Origin of the sequence: Saccharothrix ecbatanensis, from assembly GCF_014205015.1 — a bacterium.
In the GTDB taxonomy this organism is placed as follows: domain Bacteria; phylum Actinomycetota; class Actinomycetes; order Mycobacteriales; family Pseudonocardiaceae; genus Actinosynnema; species Actinosynnema ecbatanense.
Genome location: NZ_JACHMO010000001.1, coordinates 5,619,584 through 5,644,134, shown reverse-complemented (window position 1 = coordinate 5,644,134; position 24,551 = coordinate 5,619,584). Strand labels below are relative to the sequence as shown.

At 70.2% G+C, this 24,551-nt stretch carries 19 protein-coding genes; 12 read left to right on the top strand and 7 right to left on the bottom strand.

Annotated elements, in window-relative coordinates; genetic code table 11:
* Positions 1–329: 329 nt before the first annotated feature.
* The 6 genes from F4560_RS23700 (at position 330) to F4560_RS23675 (ending at position 8,510) form a co-directional block, all read left to right on the top strand.
* The gene (locus F4560_RS23700) at positions 330–1,082 is read left to right on the top strand and encodes an ABC transporter ATP-binding protein (protein ID WP_184923300.1); all 753 of its coding nucleotides are present in this window, start codon (positions 330–332) and stop codon (positions 1,080–1,082) included.
* A 4-nt stretch (positions 1,083–1,086) separates the two neighbouring features.
* The gene (locus tag F4560_RS23695; RefSeq protein WP_184923299.1) at positions 1,087–3,597 is read left to right on the top strand and encodes an ABC transporter permease; all 2,511 of its coding nucleotides are present in this window, start codon (positions 1,087–1,089) and stop codon (positions 3,595–3,597) included.
* Positions 3,598–3,981: 384 nt separating this feature from the next.
* The gene (locus F4560_RS23690; RefSeq protein WP_184923297.1) at positions 3,982–5,262 is read left to right on the top strand and encodes an extracellular solute-binding protein; all 1,281 of its coding nucleotides are present in this window, start codon (positions 3,982–3,984) and stop codon (positions 5,260–5,262) included.
* Positions 5,263–5,327: 65 nt separating this feature from the next.
* Positions 5,328–6,242 (top strand): carbohydrate ABC transporter permease, encoded by a 915-nt coding sequence (locus F4560_RS23685; RefSeq protein WP_246478701.1) that lies wholly within the window; start codon positions 5,328–5,330, stop codon positions 6,240–6,242.
* A 4-nt stretch (positions 6,243–6,246) separates the two neighbouring features.
* Positions 6,247–7,080 (top strand): carbohydrate ABC transporter permease, encoded by an 834-nt coding sequence (locus F4560_RS23680; RefSeq protein WP_184923293.1) that lies wholly within the window; start codon positions 6,247–6,249, stop codon positions 7,078–7,080.
* Between the two features lie 8 nt (positions 7,081–7,088).
* Complete coding sequence (locus tag F4560_RS23675) at positions 7,089–8,510, top strand: GH1 family beta-glucosidase (protein WP_184923291.1); 1,422 nt, start codon at positions 7,089–7,091, stop codon at positions 8,508–8,510.
* A gap of 46 nt (positions 8,511–8,556) precedes the next feature.
* Here the strand turns inward: F4560_RS23675 and F4560_RS23670 are convergent, their stop codons facing one another.
* The 5 genes from F4560_RS23670 to F4560_RS23650 form a co-directional block, all read right to left on the bottom strand.
* Complete coding sequence (locus F4560_RS23670; RefSeq protein WP_184923289.1) at positions 8,557–8,988, bottom strand: PPOX class F420-dependent oxidoreductase; 432 nt, start codon at positions 8,986–8,988, stop codon at positions 8,557–8,559.
* Positions 8,989–9,044: 56 nt separating this feature from the next.
* Positions 9,045–10,076 carry a LacI family DNA-binding transcriptional regulator gene (locus F4560_RS23665; RefSeq protein WP_184923286.1) on the bottom strand — a complete coding sequence of 344 codons (1,032 nt, stop codon included), beginning with the start codon at positions 10,074–10,076 and terminating at the stop codon, positions 9,045–9,047.
* Between the two features lie 37 nt (positions 10,077–10,113).
* Complete coding sequence (locus F4560_RS23660) at positions 10,114–11,205, bottom strand: GNAT family N-acetyltransferase (protein ID WP_184923284.1); 1,092 nt, start codon at positions 11,203–11,205, stop codon at positions 10,114–10,116.
* A 153-nt stretch (positions 11,206–11,358) separates the two neighbouring features.
* Positions 11,359–11,745 carry a hypothetical protein gene (locus tag F4560_RS23655; protein WP_184923282.1) on the bottom strand — a complete coding sequence of 129 codons (387 nt, stop codon included), beginning with the start codon at positions 11,743–11,745 and terminating at the stop codon, positions 11,359–11,361.
* 202 nt (positions 11,746–11,947) lie between these two features.
* Positions 11,948–12,343, bottom strand: a complete 396-nt coding sequence (locus F4560_RS23650) for a hypothetical protein (protein ID WP_184923280.1) — start codon at positions 12,341–12,343, stop codon at positions 11,948–11,950.
* 118 nt (positions 12,344–12,461) lie between these two features.
* Between F4560_RS23650 and F4560_RS23645 the strand changes: the two genes are divergently transcribed.
* From F4560_RS23645 to F4560_RS23630, 4 genes are all read left to right on the top strand, one after another.
* Positions 12,462–13,016 (top strand): DM13 domain-containing protein, encoded by a 555-nt coding sequence (locus F4560_RS23645; protein WP_184923278.1) that lies wholly within the window; start codon positions 12,462–12,464, stop codon positions 13,014–13,016.
* A 227-nt stretch (positions 13,017–13,243) separates the two neighbouring features.
* Positions 13,244–14,236, top strand: coding sequence for an AraC family transcriptional regulator (locus tag F4560_RS23640; RefSeq protein ID WP_184923276.1), 993 nt, complete (start codon positions 13,244–13,246; stop codon positions 14,234–14,236).
* A gap of 110 nt (positions 14,237–14,346) precedes the next feature.
* Positions 14,347–17,712, top strand: a complete 3,366-nt coding sequence (locus F4560_RS23635) for a phosphodiester glycosidase family protein (protein ID WP_184923274.1) — start codon at positions 14,347–14,349, stop codon at positions 17,710–17,712.
* Between the two features lie 103 nt (positions 17,713–17,815).
* Positions 17,816–18,337: a hypothetical protein gene (locus F4560_RS23630; RefSeq protein WP_184923272.1), complete on the top strand. Its 522-nt coding sequence runs from the start codon at positions 17,816–17,818 to the stop codon at positions 18,335–18,337.
* A 203-nt stretch (positions 18,338–18,540) separates the two neighbouring features.
* Here F4560_RS23630 and F4560_RS23625 read toward each other — a convergent pair whose 3' ends face one another.
* Both F4560_RS23625 and F4560_RS23620 read right to left on the bottom strand, forming a co-directional pair.
* Positions 18,541–20,604, bottom strand: a complete 2,064-nt coding sequence (locus F4560_RS23625; RefSeq protein WP_184923270.1) for a 3-hydroxyacyl-CoA dehydrogenase NAD-binding domain-containing protein — start codon at positions 20,602–20,604, stop codon at positions 18,541–18,543.
* Positions 20,604–21,806: an acetyl-CoA C-acetyltransferase gene (locus tag F4560_RS23620; RefSeq protein WP_184923268.1), complete on the bottom strand. Its 1,203-nt coding sequence runs from the start codon at positions 21,804–21,806 to the stop codon at positions 20,604–20,606. The genes F4560_RS23625 and F4560_RS23620 overlap by 1 nt, the downstream gene beginning before the upstream one ends.
* Before the next feature lie 219 nt (positions 21,807–22,025).
* Between F4560_RS23620 and F4560_RS23615 the strand changes: the two genes are divergently transcribed.
* Complete coding sequence (locus F4560_RS23615; RefSeq protein ID WP_376775338.1) at positions 22,026–23,150, top strand: acyl-CoA dehydrogenase family protein; 1,125 nt, start codon at positions 22,026–22,028, stop codon at positions 23,148–23,150.
* Positions 23,150–24,274, top strand: coding sequence for a CaiB/BaiF CoA transferase family protein (locus F4560_RS23610; protein ID WP_184923264.1), 1,125 nt, complete (start codon positions 23,150–23,152; stop codon positions 24,272–24,274). Before F4560_RS23615 ends, F4560_RS23610 begins: the two co-directional genes overlap by 1 nt.
* Positions 24,275–24,551 lie beyond the last annotated feature (277 nt).

The window sequence follows — 24,551 nt, the reverse complement described above, 5'->3', positions numbered from 1 at the left end:
CCCGTGAGTCCTACGTTCAGGACCCGTGAGTCCTACGTTCGCGTACCCCGAATTCAACGCTCAGGACGGCTCGGGCCGGCCGACCCGTGTTCTGAGCGTTGAATTCAGGGGTCCTGAACGTAGGACTCACGCGACGCGAACGTAGGACTCACGGGGTCTGGGGGTTCGACACGCGGGCGCTGGGGGTTCGACTCGCGTGCAAGGTCAGACCGGGGGACTAGGGGTGTCATACCGGCGGTTGACGCGCGGTTCCGCCGTTGGCGTGACGACCGGGGACGCGGACGGGGCTTAGCTTTCCCCAAGTCAGGGAAGCTAGGGAATGAGGGAGCATGTCCGCACTGGTGTCCGACGTCGGGACCCGCACCGCTGTAGCCGCCGAGAACCTGGTGAAGGTGTACGGCAAGGGCGACACCGCCGTCCGGGCGCTGGACGGGGTCAGCGTCGCCTTCTCGGCGGGCCGGTTCACGGCCATCATGGGCCCGTCCGGGTCCGGCAAGTCCACGCTGATGCACTGCCTCGCCGGGCTGGACAACGTCGACGGCGGCAAGGTGCACGTCGGCGGCACCGAGATCACCACCCTCGGCGACAAGGAGCTGACCAAGCTCCGCCGCGACCGGGTCGGGTTCGTCTTCCAGGCGTTCAACCTCCTGCCCACCCTCTCCGCCGAGGCGAACATCCTGCTCGGCCTCGAACTCGCCGGCCGCAAGCCCGACCGCGAGTGGTTCGACACGATCGTGGACGTGCTCGGCCTGCGCGACCGCCTCAAGCACAAGCCCAGCGAGCTCTCCGGCGGCCAGCAGCAGCGCGTGGCCTGCGCCCGCGCCCTCGTCGCACGCCCGGACGTGGTGTTCGCCGACGAGCCCACCGGCAACCTCGACTCACGCTCCGGCGCCGAGGTGCTGGACTTCCTGCGCATGTCGGTGCGCAAGCTCGGCCAGACGGTGATCATGGTGACGCACGACCCCGTGGCCGCCTCCTACGCCGACCGCGTGGTGCTGCTCGCCGACGGCCGCCCGGCCGGCGAGATCGACAGCCCGACCACCGACTCCGTGCTGTCCGCGCTCAAGCACCTGGGGGCGTGACCTGATGCTGCGCACGATCATCGCGGGTCTCCGTGCCCGCACCGCGCGGCTCGTGCTGTCCTCGGTGGCGATCGCCCTCGGCGTCGCCTTCGTGACCGGCACGCTCGTCCTGGGCGACGCCATGAACGCGAGCCTGCAGGACGAACTCGCCAAGGGCACGAGGAACGTCGACGTCGCGGTCACCGCGTCCGGCGAATCGTCCGGTGTGGACGGTATCGGCCCCGAAACGCTGGCGGCGATCCGGCAGGCGCCGGGAGTGGCGGGCGCCGACGCGCGTGACGCCCAGCCCGTCCCGGTGCTCACGTCCAACGGCAAGGCCAAGCCCGCGTGGGCCGTTTCCCTCGCCTCCAACGAAAAGCTGCGCGAGTTCGACCTGAAGGACGGGCGTTACCCGACGTCGGCCGACGAGATCGCGGTCGACAAGCGCACCGCCGCCACCGCCAAGCTCACCATCGGCCAGCCGGTCGTGTTGCTCGGCAAGGACGACACGCGGCACACGTACACGCTCGTCGGCACGTACCAGCAGGGCACGAACACGATGTCGCTGTCCGGCTACGACCACGTCGGACTCACGCCTGAGGCGTTCCAGGCGTTGCAGCCGGAACGCCCGCCGTACCAGGTGGTCGCCACCGCCGCGGCCGGGTTCACCCAGCAGCAGGTCGTGGACAACGTCCGCAAAGCCATCGGCGACAAGGGTTTCACGATCCAGAGCGGCGAGGAGCTGACGAAGGAGGCGCTGGCCCGGGTCGAGTCCCAGGCCGGCGAGTTCACCACGCTGCTGCTGGCGTTCGCGCTGATCGCGCTCGTCGTCGCGGCCATGGTCATCTACAACACGTTCACCATCCTGGTCGCCCAGCGCACCCGCGAGCTGGCCCTGATGCGCTGCGTCGGCGCGAGCCGCGCCCAGGTGTTCCGCGGCGTGCTCGCCGAGGCGCTGGTGATGGGCCTGACCGCGTCGGTGATCGGTTTGTTCGGCGGGATCGGCGTGTCCGCGTTGCTGCAACGGGTGATCTTCTCGTTCGGTGGCGCGGGCGAGGGTGAGGTCTACCTGCCGGTGTCGGCGACGACGGTGGTCGCCGCGTTCGCCGTCGGCACGCTGGTGACCGTGCTCGCCGCGGTGCTGCCGGCCCGCAAGGCGACGAGGGTCGCGCCGGTGGCCGCGCTGCGCAGCCAGCCCGACAGCGGCGAGGAGGTCGCCCGCACCGGCGTCGTCCGCGTGCTGACCGCCGTGCTGTTCGCGGTGATCGGCATCGGCGCGATCGTGTTCGGCATGAGCGCGGACGACGAGGAAACGGCCATGCTGGTCAGCGGCTCCGGCACGATGGCGCTGCTGGCCGCGGTGCTGGTGCTCGGCCCGCTGCTGGTCGGCCCGGTCAACCGGGTGCTCGGCGCGCTGCCCCGGGCGTTGTTCGGCGTGCCCGCCAAGCTCGCCTCGGCCAACGCCGGCCGCAACCCCAAGCGCACCGCCGCGACGACGGCCGCGCTGATGATCGGCGTGACGATCGTGGCGCTGGTGACCGTGGTCGCGAACAGCGCCAAGGAGACCGCCAACGCCCAGATCGACGAGCGGATGCCCGCCGACTACACGGTGACGTCCTCGGTCTACGACCGGTCGCTGCCCGAGGAGCTGGCCACGCAGCTGGCCGCCGTGCCGGAGGTGGCGAAGGTCGCGCCGACCACCAGGGTCTTCGGCGAGCGCGAGTACTTCACCGGCATCCCGCGTGACGCGATCGGCGACCTGTTCCGGCCGAAGGTCACCAGCGGGTCGCTCGCCGACCTGGTCGACGGCACGGTGGCGGTGAACGCCGACTACGTCGAGCGCGGCAACGTGTCGGTCGGCTCCGTCTTGACGATCCAGACGGGCAAGGGCGACGCGCAGCAGCTGAAGGTCGTCGCGGTGATCGAAGGGCAGCGGCTGTCCGACGGCATCATGACGATGGAGACGTCGCGGCGCTTCCCGGAGGCCGCCGAGGGCTACGAGAGCATCCTGGTGAAGCTCAAGGACGGTGTCACGAACGGGCGCGCGGCGGTGGAACGGGTCACCGACCCGTCGCCGCTGGCCCTGCTGGACAGCGCCGCGGAGACGAAGGAGCAGCTGAACCAGCAGCTCAACCAGGTGCTGGCGTTCATCTGGGCGCTGATCGGGCTGGCCGTGCTGATCGCGTTGTTCGGCATCGCCAACACGCTGACGCTGTCGGTGCTGGAGCGGACGCGCGAGTCCGCGTTGCTGCGGGCGCTCGGTCTGACCCGCGGTCAGCTGCGACTGATGCTGGTGATCGAGTCGGTGCTGATGGCGTTGATGGGCGCGTCGATCGGCCTGCTGCTCGGCATCGGCTTCGGCTGGGTGCTCACGCAGGCGTTGACCACGGACACCATCGCGGTCGACCTGGTCGTGCCGTTCGGGCAGATCGGCGTGATGCTCGCCGGCGCCGTCGTCGCGGCCGTCGTGGCGGCGGCGCTGCCCGCCCGGCGTGCCGCCCGGACCTCGGTCGTCGCGGGGATGGCCGAGGCGTGAAGGACGCCGGTGGCCCGTTCTTCTTCGGTGGCCTGTTCCACTTGGGGTAGGAACGGGCCACCGGGGTCTGCCCAGTGCGACGCGGGTCACAGAATTTCTTGCGAGCACGCGTCACGTCCGGGCCTGAACCCCCTCTAACAGGGTGCGGGATGGCCCGGGCGAGGGCCGGGCCATCCGGCCTCCTCCAGCCCTTTTCCGGGCAACCACGACCGCTCACGCGTTGTAAGCGCAGCGGTCACGTTCGGCGCACAAGAGCGCTTCAGAATGTTGCGGAACGGTGTCGACCGGTACTTCCCGGGTTGACAGCGCACACCGTCACTCACGACTGTGAGAGCGCTCTCATGAAGCCGGGTCGGAAACCGGCGAGTGCGTCGAGGAGGACGGATGAGCAGGACTCTGGTCGGCCGGACGACGGCGATCACCGCGGTCGCCCTGGCCGCGACCCTGGTGGCCGCGTGCGGCGGTGGAAGTGACGCGGGCGACGGCAAGGTGAAGCTGTCGATCGGTGTGTTCTCCGACTTCGGGTACGCCAACCTGATCAAGGAGTACCAGGCGTCCCACCCGGACATCGAGATCGAGCAGCGCACGGTCAAGATGGAGCAGCACCACACGCAGCTCGCCACGCAGCTCGCGGGCGGTCGCGGCGCGGCGGACATCGTCGCGATCGAGGAAGGCAACATCACGCAGTTCCGCCAGTCCAAGGACAAGTTCGTGAACCTGGCGGACTACGGCGCCAAGGACCTCGAAAGCCAGTGGGCCGCCTGGAAGTGGAACCAGGGCGCCACCGACGGCGGGAACTTCGTGCTGGGCCTCGGCACCGACATGGGCAGCCTCGCCCTCTGCTACCGCCGCGACCTGTTCGAGGCCGCCGGCCTGCCCGCTGACCGCGAGTCCGTCGGCAAGCTCTGGCCGACCTGGGAGAAGTACCTGGAGGTGGCCGACACCTTCAGCCAGAAGACGCCGGGCAAGAAGTTCGTCGACACCGCCCAGAACGTCTACAAGGCGATCCTCGACCAGACCGAGGAGGGCTACTTCGCCAAGGCGGACGACTCGTTCATCGGCGACAAGAACGACAAGGTGAAGCAGGCCTTCACGCTCGCGGCGACGCTGGGCGAGCGGAAGCAGACCGGCGCGCTGGCCCCGTTCAGCCAGGACTGGAACGTGGCGCTCAAGCAGGCGTCGTTCGCCACCACCACCTGCCCGGCATGGGCGCTCGCGCTGATCAAGGCCGGTGCGGGTGACGAGGCCGCGGGCAAGTGGGACGTGGCCGCGGCGCCCGGTGGCGGCGGCAACTGGGGCGGCTCGTTCCTGGCCGTGCCCAAGCAGGGCAAGCACCCCAAGGAAGCCTACGAGCTGGCCAAGTGGCTGACCGCGCCCGAGCAGCAGAAGCGGATCTTCAAGGAGACCGGCAACCTGCCCAGCGAGCCTGCCGCGTACAAGGACCCCGAGGTCACCGCGACGACCAACGAGTACTTCAACAAGGCGCCGGTCGGCCAGATCTTCGGCACCTCGGCGGAGAGCCTGAAGCCCACCTACCGCGGCACCAAGGACTCCAAGGTCGCGCCGGTCTTCGGCAACGCCCTGTCCCGCGTGGAGACCGGCAAGCAGTCCACCGCGGAGGCCTTCGCCCAGGCCCTCCAGGAAGCGCGGGACGCCGTCAAGTGACGGTCGCACCCGAACGGGCCGCGGCGGGACGGGGCACCACGCCCGTCCCGCCGCCGGCGCAGCGCCTGTCGTGGCGGGACAAGCTCGGTCGGCTGGACACCAGGTACACGCCGTACCTGATCATCGCGCCGTTCTTCGTGGTGTTCGGGATCTTCGGCCTCTACCCGCTGCTGTTCACCGCCTGGGTGTCGCTGCACGAGTGGCAGCTCATCGACGGCGACCAGGGCTTCACCGGCCTCGACAACTACGCCGAACTGCTGTCCGACAAGAACTTCTGGAACGCGCTGGGCAACACCGTCAGCCTGTTCCTGCTGTCCACCGTGCCGCAGCTGTTCGCCGCGCTCGGCCTGGCCGCCCTGCTGGACCGCGGCCTGCGCGGCCGGGCGTTCTGGCGGGCGGGCGTGCTGCTCCCGAACGTGATCTCGGTGGCCGCCGTGGCGCTCGTGTTCGCGCAGCTGTTCGGCCGCGACTTCGGCATCGTCAACGCCCTGCTCGGTTTCATCGGCGTCGACCCGGTCGACTGGCACGCCGAGACGTGGGCCTCGCACCTGGCCATCAGCTCGATGGTGATGTGGCGGTGGACCGGCTACAACGCGCTGATCTACCTGGCCGCGATGCAGTCGGTGCCCAAGGACATGTACGAGTCGGCGATGCTCGACGGCGCGTCCCGGTGGCGCGTCTTCTGGTCGATCACCGTGCCGAGCATCCGGCCGACGATCCTGTTCACCGTCATCGTGTCGACCATCGGCGGCATGCAGCTGTTCGTCGAGCCGCAGCTGTTCGACCCGGGCGGCACGGCCACCGGCACGGGCGGTGACGACCGGCAGTTCCAGACCCTGGTGATGTACCTGTACGAGAAGGGCTTCCGGCTGTTCGACGCGGGCTACTCGTCGGCCATCGCGTGGGTGCTGTTCCTGCTGATCCTGGTGGTCGCGGTCGTGAACTTCACGGTGGCGCGGCGCATCGCGTCGAAGGGGTGAGCCGATGACCGCGAAACGTCTCACGCGCTCCGGACCGGTCGCCTACGCGCTGCTGGTGGTGATCCTGCTCGCGTCGGTGTTCCCGCTGTACTACTCGTTCCTGATCGCGAGCAAGGACAACTCGGCGCTGGGCGAGGCGGTGCCGTCGCTGATCCCCGGCGGGAACCTCATCGACAACCTGACCAGGGTGTTCGACACCGTCGACTTCTGGCTCGCCATGCAGAACTCGCTGGTGGTCGCGGGCACGGTGGCGTTCAGCAACGTCGTGCTCGGCACGCTGGCCGGGTTCGCGTTCGCCCGGCTGCGGTTCCGCGGCGGCAACTCGTTGTTCCTGATCGTGGTCGGCACGTCCATGGTGCCCACGCAGCTCGGCGTCATCCCGCTCTACATGCTGATGTCGGACCTCGACTGGTACGGCACGCTCCAGGCGGTGATCGTGCCCGCGCTGATCGGCGCGTTCTCGGTGTTCTGGATGCGGCAGGCGTGCGAGGAGTCCGTGCCGTACGAGCTGATCGAGGCGGCTCGGGTGGACGGCTGCTCGGTGCTCAAGACGTTCTGGCACGTGGCGTTCCCGGCCGTGCGGCCACAGGCGGCGGTGATGGGCATGTTCACGTTCATGACGGCGTGGAACGACTTCTTCTGGCCGCTGATCGTGCTGGATCCAAACGACAGCCCCACGGTCCAGGTGGCATTGTCGACGCTGGCCAGCGGTTACTACACGGACTACTCGCTCATGCTCTCCGGCGCGTCGCTCGCGGTGCTGCCGGTGGTGGGGATCTTCATCCTGCTGGCACGACAGATCGTCGGTGGGATCATGCAGGGCGCTGTGAAGGGGTGAACTTTCGGATGACGACAACCGACCCGGACACCGAGGTCGGGCGGGACCTGCTGCGCTTCCCACCGGATTTCCTGTGGGGAGCCGCGACAGCGTCCTTCCAGATCGAGGGTTCTACCACGGTCGACGGCCGTGGACCGTCCATTTGGGACACATTCGCGGCGAAGCCGGGCGCGATCGCGGGTGACGACACCGGCGACCCGGCGTGCGACCACTACCGCCGTTACGCCTCGGACGTCGGCCTGATGGCCGAGCTGGGGCTGGGCGCGTACCGGTTCTCGCTGGCGTGGCCGCGGATCCAGCCGCTCGGCTCGGGCCGGGTGGAGCCCAGGGGACTGGCGTTCTACGACCGGCTGGTGGACGAGCTGCTGGGGCGGGGGATCCAGCCGGTGGCCACGCTGTACCACTGGGACCTGCCCCAGGCGCTGGAGGACGAAGGCGGGTGGCGCAACCGCGACACGGCGTACCGGTTCGCCGAGTACGCGGCGTTGACGCACGAGCACCTGGGCGACCGCGTGCAGCTGTGGACCACGTTGAACGAGCCGTGGTGCTCGGCGTTCCTCGGGTACGCGAACGGCATCCACGCGCCGGGGATCGTCGATCCGAAGGGGTCGCTGGAGGCGGCCCACCACCTGCTGCTCGGGCACGGCCTGGCGGTGCGGGCGATGAGCGTGCAGGCGCCGGCCGACCACCGGTTCTCCATCGTGCTGAACTTCTGCGCGATGTTGGCGGAGGACTACGCGTCCGAAGGGGAGGCGGTGCGCAAGGTCGACGGCCTCCAGAACCGGCTCTTCCTCGACCCGTTGGCCGGTCGCGGCTACCCGCAGGACGTCATCGACGACACCGCGTGGCTGGGTGACTGGACGGAGGTCGTGCGGGACGGCGACCTGGACGTGATCGCGACGCCGATCGACTGGATGGGCGTGAACTACTACAGCCCGACGCGCGTCGCGGTCGCCGCCGATCCCGAGGTGGTGACCGGCGGGCCGTTCCCCGGCTTGCGCGGTGTCGAGTTCCTGCCCGCGCGCGGTGACGTGACCGGGTTCGGCTGGGAGATCGACGCACGGGGCCTGACCGAGCTGCTGGAACGGCTCGGGCGCGAGGTCGACCTGCCGCTGGTGATCACCGAGAACGGCTCCGCGTTCCCCGACGTGGTCGAGGGCGGGGAGGTGGTGGACGAGGCGCGGACCAGGTACCTGGTCGACCACCTGCGCGCGGTGCACCGGGCCATCGCGGCCGGGGTTGACGTGCGCGGGTACTTCGCGTGGTCGCTGCTGGACAACTTCGAGTGGGCGGCGGGCTACAGCCAGCGGTTCGGCATCGTGCACGTCGACTACGACACGCAGGTGCGCACGGTGAAGCGGAGCGGTCACACGCTGGCCGGGGTGATCGGCGTCAACGCCGTCCCCGCGACCGGCTACGACGTGACCTGACCCGAACTCGGGGGCTGCCTGGTGCCGCTGGGGCAGCCCCCGACCTTCACCCGACCTTGCTGCCGTACACGTGCTCGACCGCCAGCGTGATCAGGACCCGGCGGTCGGACACCATGACGGACCGGTATTCGTCCCAGTCGGGGTGCTCGCCGGCCGCGGCGCGGTAGTACTCCACCAGCGCCTCGACCTCGGGACCGTGCGGGTCCGTCCCCGGCCCGATCAGCGTGACGCCGCCCTCGGCGGTCGCCCACTTCCAGCCGTCCTCGCTGGTCACCTCCAACGCGGCCCGCGGGTCACGGCGCAGGTTGGCCACCTTGGCGGTCCGGTCGGTCGTCGACACCCGGACCACCCCGGCCGCCCGGTCGTACGACGGCTGCACGGGGGAGAGCTGCGGGCGTCCGTCGGACTTGATCGTCGCCAGCACGCCGAGCCGGCTCCGCTCCAGCAGGTCGTGCGGATCGAAAGACACGTCTGTCATGCCACGGACAACCCCCGACCGCCCGCCGCGTATTCCGGCGTGACGGGACTACCGCGTCAGGCGGACTCGCGGCGGATCAGGACCGTCGGCAGCACCTCGCGCCGGGCCCGGATGTTCTCGCCGCGCAGGAGTCGGAGCAGGTGGGTCACCATGTGGCGGACCTGCGCGCTCGTGTCCTGCTGCACGCTCGTCAACGTCGGCGTGGTGTGCGGCGCGATCATCGGGTGGTCGTCGAAACCGACCACGGCGACGTCCTCCGGCACCCGCTTGCCGGCTTCGCGCAACGCGTCCAGCGCGCCCGCCGCCATGTGGTCGGACGCCACGAACGCCGCGTCCAGGTCCGGCACGCGGGCGAGCAGCTTCTCCATCGCCCGCCGGCCGCCCTCACGGGAGAAGCCGCCGTCCTCGGTCAGGAACGCGGTCGTCTCGTCGTCCGCGCCGACCGCCGACCGCCACCCGGCCAGCCGGTCCATCGCCGAGTGCTCGTCCAGCGGGCCCGTCACCGAGACGATCTTCTTGCGCCCCAACGACATCAGGTGCTCGGTGGCCAGCAGCCCGCCGCCCTCGTTGTCGTGGTCCACGGTGTGCAGGCCGCGCAGCGAGCCCCACGGCCGCCCCGCGTACACGACGGGCAGCGGCAGCTTGCGGGCCACCGTCGGCAGTTGATCGCCCTTGTGCGGCGCGAACATCAGCGCGCCGTCCACGTGCCCGCCGGCCATGAACCGCTCGGCCCGCGCCTGGTCCTGCGGCGAGTGCACCAGCATCAGCACCATCTGCACGTCCGCGTCGGCGAGCGAGCGTGCCGCGGAACGGATCAGCCACGCGAAGTGCGGGTCGTCGAAGATCTTCGGCTCGGGCTCGGAGAACACCACCGCCACCGCGCCGGAACGCCGGGTCACCAGCGCCCGCGCCGCCTGGTTCGGCTGGTAGCCCAGCTCCATCACCGCCGCCGTCACCGCTTCGTGTGCCTCCGGGCTCACCCTGGGGGACGCGTTGAGCACCCGCGACGCCGTCGCACGGGAAACGCCAGCCTTCGCCGCTACGTCCTCCAGCGTGGGCCGGGCGCTTGAGTGCGATGAAACGGACACGAGCACCACTCCTCGACGATCGCCATACGTAACCAGCTTAGCTGGAGGCGATCTGTCGGGAAGCGCTCTCACGTCGACCCGGACCGGCGATCTCCTGGCGGCCCGTGGTGATCGACACCCGGAGCAACCCGTCCTCCCGGCGGACCGCTGTCGGCAGCCCGGCCCTGGCCGCCGTGCGGAGCAGACCGGTCTCGACCGGCAGGCACCAGCCGACCAGTTCGAGCCGCCCGTCCGCCCGTGCCGCGCCGGCCAGCGCGGCGAGCAGCCCGGTGCCGACGCCGCGACCCTGCCACCCGTCCTCCACCAGCAACGACACCTCGGCGCTGTGCGGGTCGGACATCGGGATGAGCTGCCCCATCGCCACCACGCGGTCCGCGCACTGGGCCACCACCGTCGTGCCGCGCGGCGGGCTGAGCAGCCGGTGCAGCCACCGCCGCGGCACCGTGCGCATGCCCGAGTGGTAGCGGTTGAACAGGGTGCCCATCGAGCACCGGGAGTGCAGCTCGGCCACGGCTTCCTCGTCGCCCGCACGGCCCGGCCGCAGCACGACCGCCATGCCGTCGTCGGTCAGCAGCGCCGTCGACTGCGGCATCGCCACGCCCTCGTCCGACAACAGGTCGATCAACGCCTGCCCGCGGGCCAGCTCGACCTGGGTGAACGGCGACCACCCCCGCCGCGCGAGCACTACCAACCCACCCTTCGTAACCAGCCGAGCTGTGTTTGATTGCGCGGAGGTCTCGTGGTCTGGCGCGTCGTCGGGCAGGACTACGACGGAGTCCGCGGCCAGCACGGCGCGCAACGCGTCGCACACCGCGCCGGGATCACGCATCGCGTGCCCGGCCGCGCGCAACGCCGCCGTCGGAGCATCGACCAGGTCACGCATGTCCGCGGCTGTGATGCCGACGCACCGGCCGCCCTCGGCGCGCACCGCCGCCACCAGGTCCGCCGGCAGCAGCCCCGGCCCGGCCCGCACCACGAGTTCGTCGATGACGCCGCCGGGCACCGGGATCACGGACAGCGACAGCACGTTGCAGTCCTGGTCCGCCAGCCGGATGGTCACCCGCGCCAGAGCGCCGGGACTGTCGTCCAGCTCGACGCGCAGCCGCCAGGTGTTCGGTGTGGTGTCCATGCGCCCAGGCTGCTCGTCCGACGTTGCCGCGCGGGGGCGCTGAGGTTTCGGCTCCGTTGAGGGGGCCGGTCCGACCGGGGTCCGGGCCTGTGCGTTTAAGCCGTCGCAGCTCAGTCGTCGCAGCTCAGCCGTTGCAGCGCGTCGCAGTGCGTCTCAGTCGTTGCAGTGCGGCGGCGGGAACAGGTTGAGCGGGCTGCACGGCCACTCGCTGTTCCGGGTCTCCGTCGTCGTGGTCGTCACGGGCGGAGCCTCGGTGGTCACCGGCGGTGGCGGTGGCGGCGGGGGAGTCGTCGTCGTGGTGGTGGTCTTGACCTCGGCGGTCGGGCTGGCCGCCGGCGGTCCGGCTTCCGTGGTCGGGACGGTCGTCGTCGGGATCGGGCTGCCGCTGCCGCTGGTCGACGGTCTACCGGTGATCCAGGTCGAGGCCGGGGTGTCGGCCTGCGGTCCGTCGTTCATCCCGTCGAGGACCACCCCGATGAGGACACCGGTCAGCGCCGACGCCGCGACGGCCAAGCCGCACGTGGCCCACAGCACCCGCACAGCGATCCTCCTAACAGAACGTACTCGTGGCGCGACGGTGAGCCGAACACTACCGCCCACGAGGACAACGAACGGAACGGCTCGACGGTGACGGGTCACCGGCCGACCCGAGCCTCGCCGCGACCGGACACGGCAGCATCACACGCACGGTGAGTACAAGGAAAGGCCATTCCCGAGATCTGTACACCCCGACAGGCGTCCCTCAGTCGCGTTCGCCGCGGCTCTCCACCGCCGCCAGTCGACGTTCCAATAACGCCGTGCCGAGCACCCGGGCCAGCACCAAACCGGCTCCGGACAGCCCGGCCACCAACACCGCCCCGGTCATATGCCAAGTAGGTGCGTCACCTGTGCAGGTGAACACTTCCGTGAACTTCTCCGAGGAGCAGGTCACGAATGGCACCGAGGCCAGTCCGATGCTCGCCGCGGCGACCCCTCCGAGCAGGGCGGACCCGAACGTGCGCATCAACGGGAACACGGCGTTGGCCGCGCCGACGGCGGCGATCGCGAACAGCAGCGGCACCGGGTGCGGGAACGGCCCGAACGCGGCGCAGCCCACCATGAGCGCGCACACGATCGCCAACCCGGCCCGTTCACCCACCCGGCGACCCTAACAACGCCGGCGGGGAGGCGTCAGAACTTCGTAACCCGGTTTGGCCCCACGCGCGGCGTCCGATTCGTCAGAGTTGTCGGTACAAGACGACTTCGGAAGGCGTGCGATGTCCAAGCGGGTTGTAGTGGTCGGTGTGGCCGGTGTGCTGGTGGTCGCCCTGGCGGTGGGGCTGTACCTGTTCCAGCCGTGGCGGTTGATCACCGACCGGACTGCGGACGAGGCGTTGCTGGTGCCGGTCACCACGACGACCACGACGCCCGCGACGGTGGGTTCGAGCGCGGCGGCCCCGGTCACCACGACGTCGGCCGCGCCCACCGGTCCGGTCGCGTTGGCCACCGGGCCGTTCCGCTCGCTCGACTACACCACGAGCGGTAGTGCGACGCTGGTCCGGACGCCCGACGGAAAGCTCGCCGTCCAGTTCGAGGGACTGGACACGACCGACGGCCCAGACCTGCACGTGTACCTCTCGGACAAGGCCGCGGACTCGCCCGAGGCGGCGTTCGACTCCGGTTTCACGAACCTGGGAAAACTGAAGGCGAATCGCGGAAACCAGGTCTACGAGGTGCCCGCGGACATCGACCTGACGACCGTTCGCAGCGTCGTGATCTGGTGCGTAAGGTTTTCCGAGGGTTTCGGAGTAGCTCCCCTGGAACAGGCCTGACACATAGCGGAAACAAATCTCAATTGGCGTGGGGTTATCGCCGTATTGACGTATCTGGTCTAGACCACATAAGGTTATGGGCACCACGACGTCCCTCGACGATGGGCGGGCGGATGCCCCACCGTCGAGGCGCCGGCTCACTGGGGTGGGCCACCGTGGCGGCGGCGCGGTACGTTCTCTCCCCACACCGCGCCGCCGTTCACGGCTCTGATGCGACACTGTGAGTGATGCTCACCAGGACCATCGCCATCCACTACGTCACCGCCGCACTGCGCGGTGCCGCACGGCGTGGTCACGACATCGCCGGGCTTCTCGCGTCGGCCGGTATCGGCGAGGCGCTGCTCGCGGACGAACGGGCCCGCGTCACCCCCACCCAGTACACGAAGCTCATCCAGACGCTGTGGGAAGTGCTGGACGACGAGTTCATGGGCCTGGGGCCGCAGCCGAGCAAGCGCGGGACGTTCCCGACCATGTGCCTGCTCGCCGTGCACTGCACGTCGTTGGGTGACGCGTTGCGGCGCGGCCTCGCGTTCTACGGGCTGTTCGACGTGCGGCCGTCGATGGCGTTGTCCGAGCGGGACGGCGTCGCCGCGTTCACGCTGTCCGCGGAGGGCGTGGACGACCCGGACCGGTTCCTGGTCGAGTCGCTGCTGGTGCTGTGGCACCGGTTCTCGTCGTGGCTGATCGGCCGCCGGATCCCGCTGCGCGGGGTCGACCTGGCGTACCCGGAGCCGGCCCACGGCGCGGAGTACCACCTGATCTTCGGCGCGCCGCTGCGGTTCTCGGCGCCGGCGACGACGTTGACGTTCGACGCGCGGTTCCTGCGGATGCCGGTGGTGCAGGACGAGTCCGCGTTGCGCCGGTTCCTGCGGAACTCGCCGGCCGAGCTGCTGTCCCGGCGCGACTACGGCGCGGACGCGTCCAGCCAGGTGCGGCGGATGCTGGCCGGCGGGGTGGCGGGGCTGGAGCACGTGGCCGCGCGGCTCGGGGTGAGCGCGCCGACGTTGCGGCGGAAGCTGGCGGCCGAGGGCACGTCGTTCCGCGAGGTGCGGGAGCAGCTGCTGCGGGACCAGGCGGTGGCGAGCCTGGTGCGCGGCGGCGAGTCGGTGGAGGAGTTGGCGCTGCGGCTGGGGTTCTCCGAGGCGAGCGCATTTCACCGAGCGTTCAAGCGGTGGACGGGTAGCAGTCCTGGAACGTACCGGGGTGGGCCTGCAAGCTGACGCAGGCGGCCGTTCGGGTCGCCAACTGCGTCCGAACGGCCGTGTCCGGATAACTTCCAACACGGTGGACTGATATCGCGTAATTTCTCACCCACCCTGCGGGAGTCCCCGTGTCCCCACGCCCTCGCTCCTCCGCCCTGGCCGCGGTGCTGGTGCTCGCCCTGGCGGCGCCCGCGGCACACGCCGAGCCCCCTGCCCCCGTCGTCGACCTGCCCGGTGTGGCGGTCGCGCCCGCCGTCGACCCAGCCCGCCGCATCGAGACCGCGCGCACCACCCGCCCCGTCGCTCCGGGCGTCTCCCTCAGCTCGTTCGACTGGTACGAGCCGGGCGGCGCGGGCGGTTGGATCCGCGGTGACGCGCTCACCGTCGACCTCACCGCGGGCACCAAGGTCGACTACCTGTACCCCGGCACGGTCGCCGCCGCCGAACCGCTTTCCGCGCAGGCGGACCGGACCCGCGCGGTGGCCGCCGTCAACGGCGACTTCTTTGACATCAACAACTCCAACGCGCCGCAGGGCGTCGGCGTCCAGGACGGCCGCACGGTGAAGTCGCCCGCCGCCGGGCACCGTCGCGCGGTCGGCCTCGACGCGGCCGGCGTTGGCCGGGTGATGGAGGTCTTCTTCGACGGCAAGGTCGTCCGCGAGGACGGCACCTCGATCCGGTTGGACCAGCTCAACGGCGCGGCCATCCAGTCCGGTGGCGTCGGCGTGTTCGACCCGATCTGGGGCTCGTACAGCCGGGCGCGGGCCGTGCAGGGCGCGTCACGCGTGACCGAGGTCGTGGTGCGTGCGGGCGTGGTGACCGAACGGCGTGCTCTCGCGGGCGCGGACCCGATCCCCGCCGACGGTTTCGTGCTCGTCGGGCGGGAGGCGGGCGCCGACGCGCTGGCCACCCTCGCCGTCGGGCAGCGGATCACCGTGGAGCACACCACGAAGGCCGGTGACGGCAGCTCGTTGCGTGCCGCGATCGGCGGGAACCAGTTGCTGCTCAAGGACGGCGTGGTGGTCGCGCCCGACGACCCGCTGCACCCGCGCACGGCGGTCGGGTTCTCGGCGGACGGCAAGAAGATGTTCATGCTGACCGTGGACGGCCGCCAGGGCGCGTTCATGCTCGGGCTGAACCTCAAGGACGTGGCCTCGATCCTGCTGGAGATGGGCGCCCACAACGCGCTCAACCTCGACGGCGGCGGTTCGTCCACGCTGGTGGCCCGGATGCCGGGCGCCGAGTCGGTGGACGTGGAGAACACCCCGTCCGACGGCGGCGAGCGCTTGGTGCCCAACGGGTTGGCGTTGTACGCGCCGGAGGGCAGCGGCTCGCTGACCGGGTTCTGGGTGCGGACCGCGATCGACGCGCGTCGGGCCCCGGGTGCGGACACCGTGCCGGGCGGGCATCCCGAGCGGGTGTTCCCCGGGCTGACCCGGCGGCTGATCGCCGACGGGCACGACGAGACGTACGGGCCGGCACTCGACGAAGCGCACCGGTGGCACACGGCCCGTGCGGACGTGGGCAAGGTGGACGAGAACGGCGTGTTCCACGCACTGCGGCCGGGCAAGACGACCGCTGTGGCGCAGCGTGGTGGAGCGTCCGGCGAGGTGGAGCTGACCGTGCTGGGCGCGTTGGCCGGGCTGTCCGCGACCACCAGCCGGCTGAGCCTGCCCGAGGTGGGCGGCGTCGGCGGGTTCGGTGTGGTCGGGCGTGACGGCGACGGGTTCACCGCGCCGGTCGAGCCCGCCGACCTGGCGTTGGAGTACGACCGGTCGGTGGTCGACATCGCGGCCGGGACCAACGGCGACCTGCGGATCACGGCTCTGAAGGCCGGTGCGACGACGGTCGTGGCTCGCGTGGGCGAGCACGTGGTGCGCGTGCCGGTGACGGTCGGCCTGGAGGAACGGCTGATCGCCGGGTTCGACGACGGCGCGGCGTGGAAGTTCGGCACGGCGCGTGCCTCGGGCTCGGTGACGCCGGTGTCCGAGGGGCACACCGGGGCCGGGCTGCGGATGACGTACGACTTCTCGAAGTCCACGGGCACCCGGACCGCGTACGCCATCCCGCCGCAGCCGATCGAGGTGACCGGCCAGCCGTTGGCGTTGGGCGCGTGGGTGTACGGGCACGGTCGCGGGGAGTGGACGGCGTTCACCGTCACCGACGCGTCCGGGATCAGCCGCTCGCTCTACGGGCCGTACATCACGTGGACGGGGTGGCGGTACCTGGAGGTGCCGGTGCCGTCCGGGCTCGCGTTCCCCTTGCGGGTGAACAGGTTCTACACGATCGAGACCAAGGCGGACCGGCAGTACACCGGCGAGGTGATCGTGGACGACATCGTGGTCAAGGTGCCGCCCGCGGTGGAGCTGCCGGTGGTCACGGAGCCCGCGGACCGGTTCGTGGTGCAGGACGGCACGGTGGCCGACAAGCCGTGGCGGTTCGCGGTGATGTCCGACGCGCAGTTCGTGGCGCGCAACCCGGACAGCGAGCTGGTGCGGGCGGCGCGGCGGACGTTGCGGGAGATCAAGGCGCAGCGGCCGGACTTCCTGGTGGTGAACGGCGATTTCGTGGACGAGGCTTCGCCCGCGGACCTGGCGTTGGCGCGTCGGGTGCTGACGGAGGAGCTGGGTGACGAGCTGCCCTGGTACTACGTGCCGGGCAACCACGAGATCATGGGACCGGGCACGATCGAGAACTTCCGGCGCGAGTTCGGCGCGACGAACCGGGTGTTCGACCACAAGGGCACGCGGTTCGTGCTGATGGACTCGTCCACCGGGACGTTGCGCGGCGGCGGGTTCGACCAGGCCGTGATGCTGCGGGATGCGTTGCGGGACCACTCCGCCGTGCAGTCGGTCGTGGTGATGGAGCACCACCCGCCGCGTGACCCGACGCCGACCAAGGGCAGTCAGTTGACCGACCGGCTGGAGGCGGACGTGGTCGAGGACTGGTTGGGCGACTTCCGGCGCACGACCGGCAAGGGCGCGGCGTTCATCGGGGCGCACGTGGGGCTGTTCCACGCTTCGCGGGTGGACGGGGTGCCGTACCTGATCAACGGCAACTCGGGCAAGGCGCCCGCGGGTGAGGCGGGGCGCGGTGGGTTCACCGGGTGGACGATGCTCGGTGTCGATCCCGGTTCGTCGGGTGATGACTGGCTGGCCGCGGAGATCCGCCCGCACGTGGACGGGTTGGCGCTAACCGTGCCGTCGACTGTCCGAATCGGCAGCCCCACCGTCGTCTCCGCCACTCTGGCCCAGGGCTCACGGCAGGTGCCGGTGGCCTATCCCGTCTCGGCCGACTGGTCCGGTTCGCCGAAGCTCCACATCGGCGCGGAGTCCGGTGTGCGGCCGTGGCACGTGGCGTGGCTGGACCCGGTCACCGGCGCGTTCACGGCTCTCCGGCCGGGTCAGGTGACGGTCGCCGTGACCGTCAACGGCGTGACGCAACGCACCGACGTCACCACCGCCCTCCCCACCCCAACCCAAGCCGTCGCCTAACCCACCCCGCGTGAGTCCTACGTTCAGGACCCGTGAGTCCTACGTTCAGAACACCTGAGTTCAACGCTCAGGCATCCTGAGTTCAACACTCAGGAGGCTGAACGTGCGATCGCTGCTCACTGTCATCGCCGAAGACGACGACGTCGCCCGGTTCTTGGGCTGGCCGGGCGACCTCGAACTCGATCGGGCGGACCACGTCGAGGAAGTCCACCTCGCGTCCGGCGCGACGCTGGAGGGGTTCGCGGGTGACGGGTGCGGCGGGACGTACTTCTTCTGCGGTGACGGTGGCGAGGAACGTCCGGTCCTGTACGCGGACTCCGAAGGGCGCGCGTGCATGCTCGCGATCGGCCTGCCGGAGCTGCTGCGGCTTCTGCTGGTCGTGCCGTGGTGGCGGGACTGCCGGACGTTCACCGCGGAGGAGAGCGCCGCGCGTGCCGCCGAGTACGTGCAAGACATCCCAGACCTGGTCGCTCAACGTGACCGCGCGGCCGCAGCCCTGGGCCTGACCCTCCCCACCGAGACCGAAGTCCTGACCCGCCTCCACGAGGTGGCCACCGGCCCCGGCAAGGACTTCGTCCTCATCTTCACCCCCGAGAACGAGCCCTACGACCCCCTGTTCCAGTGAGTCCTACGTTCAGAACGCGCGAGTCGTACGTTCAGGACCACCGTGTCCTACGTTCAGGACCCCTGAATTCAACGCTCAGAACAAACGATCTTGTACTGAGCGTTGAATTCGGGGGTTCCGAACGTAGGACTCACGGGTCCTGAACGTAGGACTCACGGGGTCTGGAGGTTCGACACGCGGGGCGTGAGGGTTCGACTCGCGGGTTAGAAGGGGGTGTTGCGGGTGGCGCGCTCGCGGAGCGAAGCGGGCGGGCGGAAGCGTTCGCCGTACGTGTCGGCCAAGTAGTCCGCGCGCTCCACGAACTCCGCCAAGCCGTACGAGTTGACGAACTGGAGCGTGCCGCCGCTCCACGGCGCGAAGCCGAACCCGAAGACGCTGCCGACGTTCGCGTCACCGACCGACGTCAGCACACCCTCGTCCAGGCACCGCACCGTCTCCAACGACTGCACGAACAGCAGCCGGTCCTCCACGTCCCGCTCCGTCACGCCCGCATCGGCCCGCACGTACCGCGCCAGCCCCGGCCACAGGAACTTCCGGCCCTCCGACGGGTACTCGTAGAACCCCGCCCCGCCGGACTTGCCGGTCCGACCCTCGCCGACCAGCTCCTCCAGCACCCGGAACGCCGGATGATCGGCCAAAGCGCCCGAAGCCGAAGGGTCGTCCGCCAACGTCTGGTCACGGATCTTCAGCTGGAGCGTCAACGTGACCTCGTCCGACACGGCCAGCGGCCCGACGGCCATCCCGGCACGCCGCGCCACGTTCTCGATCAACGCCGGCGCCACGCCCTCCGCCACCATCGACACGGCCTCGGTGACGTAAGTGCCGAACGTCCGTGACGTGTAGAAGCCGCGGCTGTCGTTCACCACGATCGGCGTCTTGCCGATCTGCAACACGTAGTCGAACGCCCGCGCCAGCGTCTCGTCCGACGTCTCCGCGCCCCGGATGATCTCCACCAGCCGCATCTTCGGCACCGGCGAGAAGAAGTGCAGCCCGACGAACCGCGAGGGATCACCCACCGCCGACGCCAGCCCGGTGATCGGCAGCGTGGACGTGTTCGACGCGATCACCGCGTCCGGCAGGGCAGCGGACTCCGCCGCCGGCAGCACCTTGTTCTTCAGCTCCCGGTTCTCGAACACCGCCTCGACGATCAGGTCGCACCCGGCCAGGTCGGCGTCGGAGTCGGTCGGCGTGATGCCCGGCGTGTCACCGGCGCCGCGCCGCGCGCCCTCCAGCGTCACGTCCTTCAGCACCACCTCGATGCCGGCCTTCGCGCTGACCTCGGCGATGCCCGCGCCCATCATGCCCGCGCCGAGCACGCCGACCTTGGACACCTTCGACGCCGGCACCCCGGCCGGCCGCGACTTGCCCGCGCCGATCTCGTTCAGCTGGAACCAGAACGTGTTGATCATGTTCTTGGAGACCTGGCCCGAGGCCAGCTCCACGAAGTACCGCGTCTCGATCCGCAACGCCGTGTCGAAGTCCACCAGCGCGCCCTCGACGGCCGCCGCCAGCACCTTCTCCGGCGCCGGGTACACGCCGTGCGTCTTCTTCCGCAGCACGGCGGGCGCCGCGGCGAGCAGGCCGTACATGTTCGGGTCGCCGAACCGCACGTCCGGCACCACGTACCCCGGCTTGTCCCACGGCTGCTGCGGCGCCGGGTTCTCCTTGATCCACGCCCGCGCCTGGGCGATCAGGTCCTCGCGCGACGAAGCCAACGAGTGCACCAACCCGGCCTGCAACGCCCGCGCCGGCCGCAACTGCTTGCCCTCCATCAACAGCGGCAACGCCGGCTGCACGCCGAGCAGCCGCACCATCCGGGTCACGCCGCCACCGCCGGGCAGCAGGCCCAGCGTCGCCTCGGGAAGGCCGATCTTGATCTTGTCGTCGTCCAGCACAACCCGGTGGTGGCACGCCAGCGCGATCTCGAACCCGCCGCCCAGCGCACTGCCGTTGATCGCCGCGACGACCGGCTTGCCCAGTTGCTCCAACCGCCGCAGCTGGCCCTTGACCTCCTCCAGGAAGCCGAGCGACTCCAGCGCGTTCTCGGGCGTGATCTGGATCAGCAGGTTCAGGTCGCCACCCGCGAAGAACGTCTTCTTCGCCGACGTCAGCACCACACCCGTGATGTCGTCACGGGCGGCCTCCAGCTTGGCGACCGCCTCACCCATGTCCCGGTGGTACTCGGCGTTCATCACGTTCGCCGAACCGGACATGTCCATCGTGAGGGTGACGATCCCCTCGTCGTCCCGCTCGAAGTGGATAGCCATCAGACCCTCTCGATGATCGTCGCGATGCCCATGCCGCCGCCCACGCACAACGTGGCCAGCCCTCGCCGCAGGTCCCGGCGCTCCAGCTCGTCGAGCAAGGTGCCGAGGATCATGCAGCCGGTCGCGCCGAGCGGGTGGCCCATCGCGATCGCGCCGCCGTTGACGTTGACCTTCTCGTCCGGCAGGTCCAGTTCCCGCTGGAACCTCAGCACCACCGACGAGAACGCCTCGTTGATCTCGAACAGGTCGATGTCCTCGACCGTCAGCCGGGCCTTGTCCAACGCCTTGCGCGCGGCCGGGGCCGGACCGGTCAGCATGATCGTGGGCTCGGTGCCGATGACCGCGGTGGCGATGATCCGGGCGCGGGGCGTGAGGCCGAGGTCCTTGCCCATGCGGGCGTTGCCGATCAGCATCGCCGCCGCGCCGTCCACGATCTGCGACGAGTTGCCCGGCGTGTGGACGTGCGAGATGCGCTCCACGGTCGGGTAGCGGTCGATGGCCACCGCGTCGAAGCCCAGGTCGCCGTGGAACGCGAAGCTCGGCTTCAACTTGCCCAGGGCTTCGAGCGTGGTCTCGGGACGGATCGCCTCGTCGTGGTCGAGCACGACCGCGCCGTTCTGGTCGACCACGGCCACCAGCGACCGGTCGAAGTACCCCTTGTCACGCGCCAGCGTCGCCCGTTGGTGCGAGCGCAGCGCGAACGCGTCAACGTCGTCCCGGCTGAACCCCTCCAACGTGGCGATCAGGTCGGCGCTCACGCCCTGCGGCACGAAGTTGACCGCCATGTTGGTCTCCGGGTCGGCCATCCACGCGCCGCCATCCGAGCCCATCGGCACCCGCGACATCGACTCGACGCCGCCCGCGACCACCAGGTCCTCGAACCCGGACGCCACCTTCGCCGCGGCCAGGTTCACCGACTCCAGTCCGGACGCGCAGAACCGGTTGAGCTGCACGCCCGCCGGCCGCAGGTCCCAGCCGGCCGCCAGGACCGCCGTGCGGGCGATGTCCGAGCCCTGCTCGCCGACCGGCGACACGACGCCGAACACCACGTCGTCCACCGCCGAGGTGTCCAGGTCGTTTCGCCGCGCCAGCGCCGCGAGCACCCCGGAAGCCAGGGTGATCGGCTTGACGCTGTGCAGCGATCCGCGCTTTCCCCTGCCACGCGGTGTGCGCACCGCGTCGAAGATCAAGGCTTCGCTCATGTACTCAACGGTAGGGACACCAAGCACCGTTGCCCATGACCGCACAAGGTGACTTATTAGCTCACGGAGCAGCTCCAACACCCACGACCTCGACCGGGACGCCGTCCGATCCTGACAATTGTGCTCACGATCACCACTCACGTTGGCATGTCGCGGTCATGGCGGCGGGGGCCGGACGGTGGGAACGTCATCCTCATGCCAACTCGCCGTTCCGCATGGATGAACGAGGACCTCGACCAGTTGCGCAAGCTGGCACGGACGTTCTTCGAGAGGGAGTCGGTCCCGCACCACGAGCGCTGGGCCGCGCAGAAGCAGGTCGACCGGGACTTCTGGAACAAGGCCGGGGAGATCGGGCTGCTCTGCCTGTCCATCCCCGAGGAGTACGGCGGTGGCGGCGGCACGTTCGCGCACGAGGCGGTCCTGCTGGAGGAGCAGGCGCGGTGCGGCGACAGCGCGTGGGGCAACAGCGTGCACAGCGGGATCGTCGCCCACTACATCAACGCCTACGGCACCGAGGAGCAGAAGCGGCGCTGGCTGCCGAAGCTGGCGTCCGGCGAGTCGGTCGGCGCGATCGCCATGTCCGAGCCCGGCGGCGGCTCCGACCTCCAGAACATCAAGACGAAGGCCCTGCGCGACGGCGACGAGTACGTGCTGTCCGGCTCCAAGACGTTCATCACCAACGGCGCGCAGGCCGACCTGGTGATCGTGGTCGCCAAGACCGATCCCGGCCAGGGCGCCATGGGCATCTCGCTGCTGGTCGTGGAGACCGAGTCGGCTCCGGGGTTCCGGCGCGGCCGGGTGCTGGACAAGATCGGGCTGAAGGGCCAGGACACCGCCGAGCTGTTCTTCGACGACGTCCGGCTGCCCGCGGCGAACCTGCTCGGCGAGGCCGAGGGCCAGGGGTTCGTCCAGCTCATGCAGCAGCTTCCGCAGGAACGGCTGATCATCGCGGTGGCGTCGGTCGCGGGCATCGAGGCGGCCGTGGACCTCACGCTGGCGTATGTGAAGGACCGCACGGCGTTCGGGCGGGAGCTGATCAAGTTCCAGAACACCCGGTTCAAGCTCGCCGAGTGCGCCACCGAGGCCCGCGTGACCAGGGCTTTCGTGGACCAGTGCATCGCGGAGCACCTGGAGGGCAAGCTCGACGTGCCCACGGCGGCGATGGCCAAGTGGTGGGCCAGCGAGCGCCTGTGCACGGTGGTGGACGAGTGCGTCCAGCTCTTCGGCGGCTACGGCTACATGACGGAGTACCCGATCGCCCGTGCGTGGGCGGACGCACGCGTCCAGAAGATCTACGGCGGGACGAACGAGATCATGAAGGAAATCATCGCGAGGTCGCTCTAGTGCCGGGGCCGCTGGAAGGGCTGAAGGTGGTCGAGCTGGCCGGGCTCGCGCCCGCGCCGTTCGGCTGCATGGTGCTGGCAGACCTCGGCGCGTCGGTGGTCCGGGTGGACCGCGTCAGTGGCGGCACCGAAGTGCCCGTGCTGGGACGTGGGCGGCGGTCGATCGGCGTGGACGTGCGGCGGCCCGAGGGCGCCGAACTGGTGCTCAAGCTGGTCGCCGAGTCGGACGTGCTGATCGAGGGCTTCCGGCCGGGCGTCACGGAACGGCTGGGCATCGGGCCGGCGCAGTGCCTGGCCCGCAACCCGAGGCTGGTCTACGGGCGGATGACCGGGTGGGGCCAGGACGGGCCGCTGGCCGACCGCGCCGGGCACGACATCAACTACATCTCGGTGGCGGGCGCGCTGGAGCCGATCGGACGGGCCGGCGCGCCGCCGACCGTGCCGCTGAACATCATCGGCGACTTCGGCGGCGGTGGGCTGCTGCTGGCGATGGGCGTGCTGGCGGCGCTGTACGAGCGGGAACGGTCCGGGCGCGGGCAGGTGGTGGACGCGGCCATGGTCGACGGCGCGGCGCTGCTGACCACGTTCCTGCACGGCATGTCGTCCATGGGCGCCTGGTCCGGCGCACGCGGGACGAACCTGCTGGACGGCGGCGCACCGTTCTACGACGTGTACGAGGCGGCGGACGGCCTGTTCGTCAGCATCGGGGCGCTGGAGGAGAAGTTCTACGCCGAGCTGCTGGCGGTGCTGGGGCTGGCAGACGCGGACCTGCCCGGACGGCATGACCCGGCGAACTGGCCGGAGCTGCGGGCCCGGATCGGCGCGACGGTGGCCACCAGGACGAGAGACGAGTGGGCGGCGCTGGCCGAGGGCACGGACGCCTGCCTCGCGCCCGTGCTGACTCCCGCCGAGGCCGCCAAGCACGGTCACATCGCGGCGCGAGGGACGTTTGTCGAGGTAGGAGGCGTTTCGCAGCCCGCACCCGCGCCCCGGTTCGAGCGGACGCCCGCGTCGGCGCCGAACCCGCCGCCGGTGGTGGGTGAACACACCGTCGAGGTATTGGGCGAACTGGGACTGGGAGAAACCGAGATCGATCGTCTGCGGCGATCGGGCGTCATCGGCTGACCCGCTTCCGCGCCGCCGAGATGATCGTCGGCACGATCGTGGAAAAGGGCGCGGGAAATCACCTGAAGGGGTAACGGAAATGTGTGACGGCCGACATCGGCCTTGTCACGCTCGGTGCGTACACCGGCGCAATCAGGTGATGAGCTACGAGAGCCGACGGAGCGCTGACAGTGTCGATGAACCTCGATGTCCGTGCCGGGGGGATGGGCGAGTGGCCCGTACCTTGGTGATCGGCGGGACCCAAGGTCCCCTTGATCGTCCGTTCGGGTGACAGTGG

Bases quoted from the DNA above. Each gene is read 5' to 3' on its own strand.
- F4560_RS23700 (WP_184923300.1), top strand. From the start codon at position 330: ATGTCCGCACTGGTGTCCGACGTCGGGACCCGCACCGCTGTAGCCGCC.
- F4560_RS23695 (WP_184923299.1), top strand. From the start codon at position 1,087: ATGCTGCGCACGATCATCGCGGGTCTCCGTGCCCGCACCGCGCGGCTC.
- F4560_RS23690 (WP_184923297.1), top strand. From the start codon at position 3,982: ATGAGCAGGACTCTGGTCGGCCGGACGACGGCGATCACCGCGGTCGCC.
- F4560_RS23680 (WP_184923293.1), top strand. From the start codon at position 6,247: ATGACCGCGAAACGTCTCACGCGCTCCGGACCGGTCGCCTACGCGCTG.
- F4560_RS23675 (WP_184923291.1), top strand. From the start codon at position 7,089: ATGACGACAACCGACCCGGACACCGAGGTCGGGCGGGACCTGCTGCGC.
- F4560_RS23670 (WP_184923289.1), bottom strand. From the start codon at position 8,988: ATGACAGACGTGTCTTTCGATCCGCACGACCTGCTGGAGCGGAGCCGG.
- F4560_RS23660 (WP_184923284.1), bottom strand. From the start codon at position 11,205: ATGGACACCACACCGAACACCTGGCGGCTGCGCGTCGAGCTGGACGAC.
- F4560_RS23645 (WP_184923278.1), top strand. From the start codon at position 12,462: ATGTCCAAGCGGGTTGTAGTGGTCGGTGTGGCCGGTGTGCTGGTGGTC.
- F4560_RS23640 (WP_184923276.1), top strand. From the start codon at position 13,244: ATGCTCACCAGGACCATCGCCATCCACTACGTCACCGCCGCACTGCGC.
- F4560_RS23625 (WP_184923270.1), bottom strand. From the start codon at position 20,604: ATGGCTATCCACTTCGAGCGGGACGACGAGGGGATCGTCACCCTCACG.
- F4560_RS23620 (WP_184923268.1), bottom strand. From the start codon at position 21,806: ATGAGCGAAGCCTTGATCTTCGACGCGGTGCGCACACCGCGTGGCAGG.
- F4560_RS23615 (WP_376775338.1), top strand. From the start codon at position 22,026: ATGAACGAGGACCTCGACCAGTTGCGCAAGCTGGCACGGACGTTCTTC.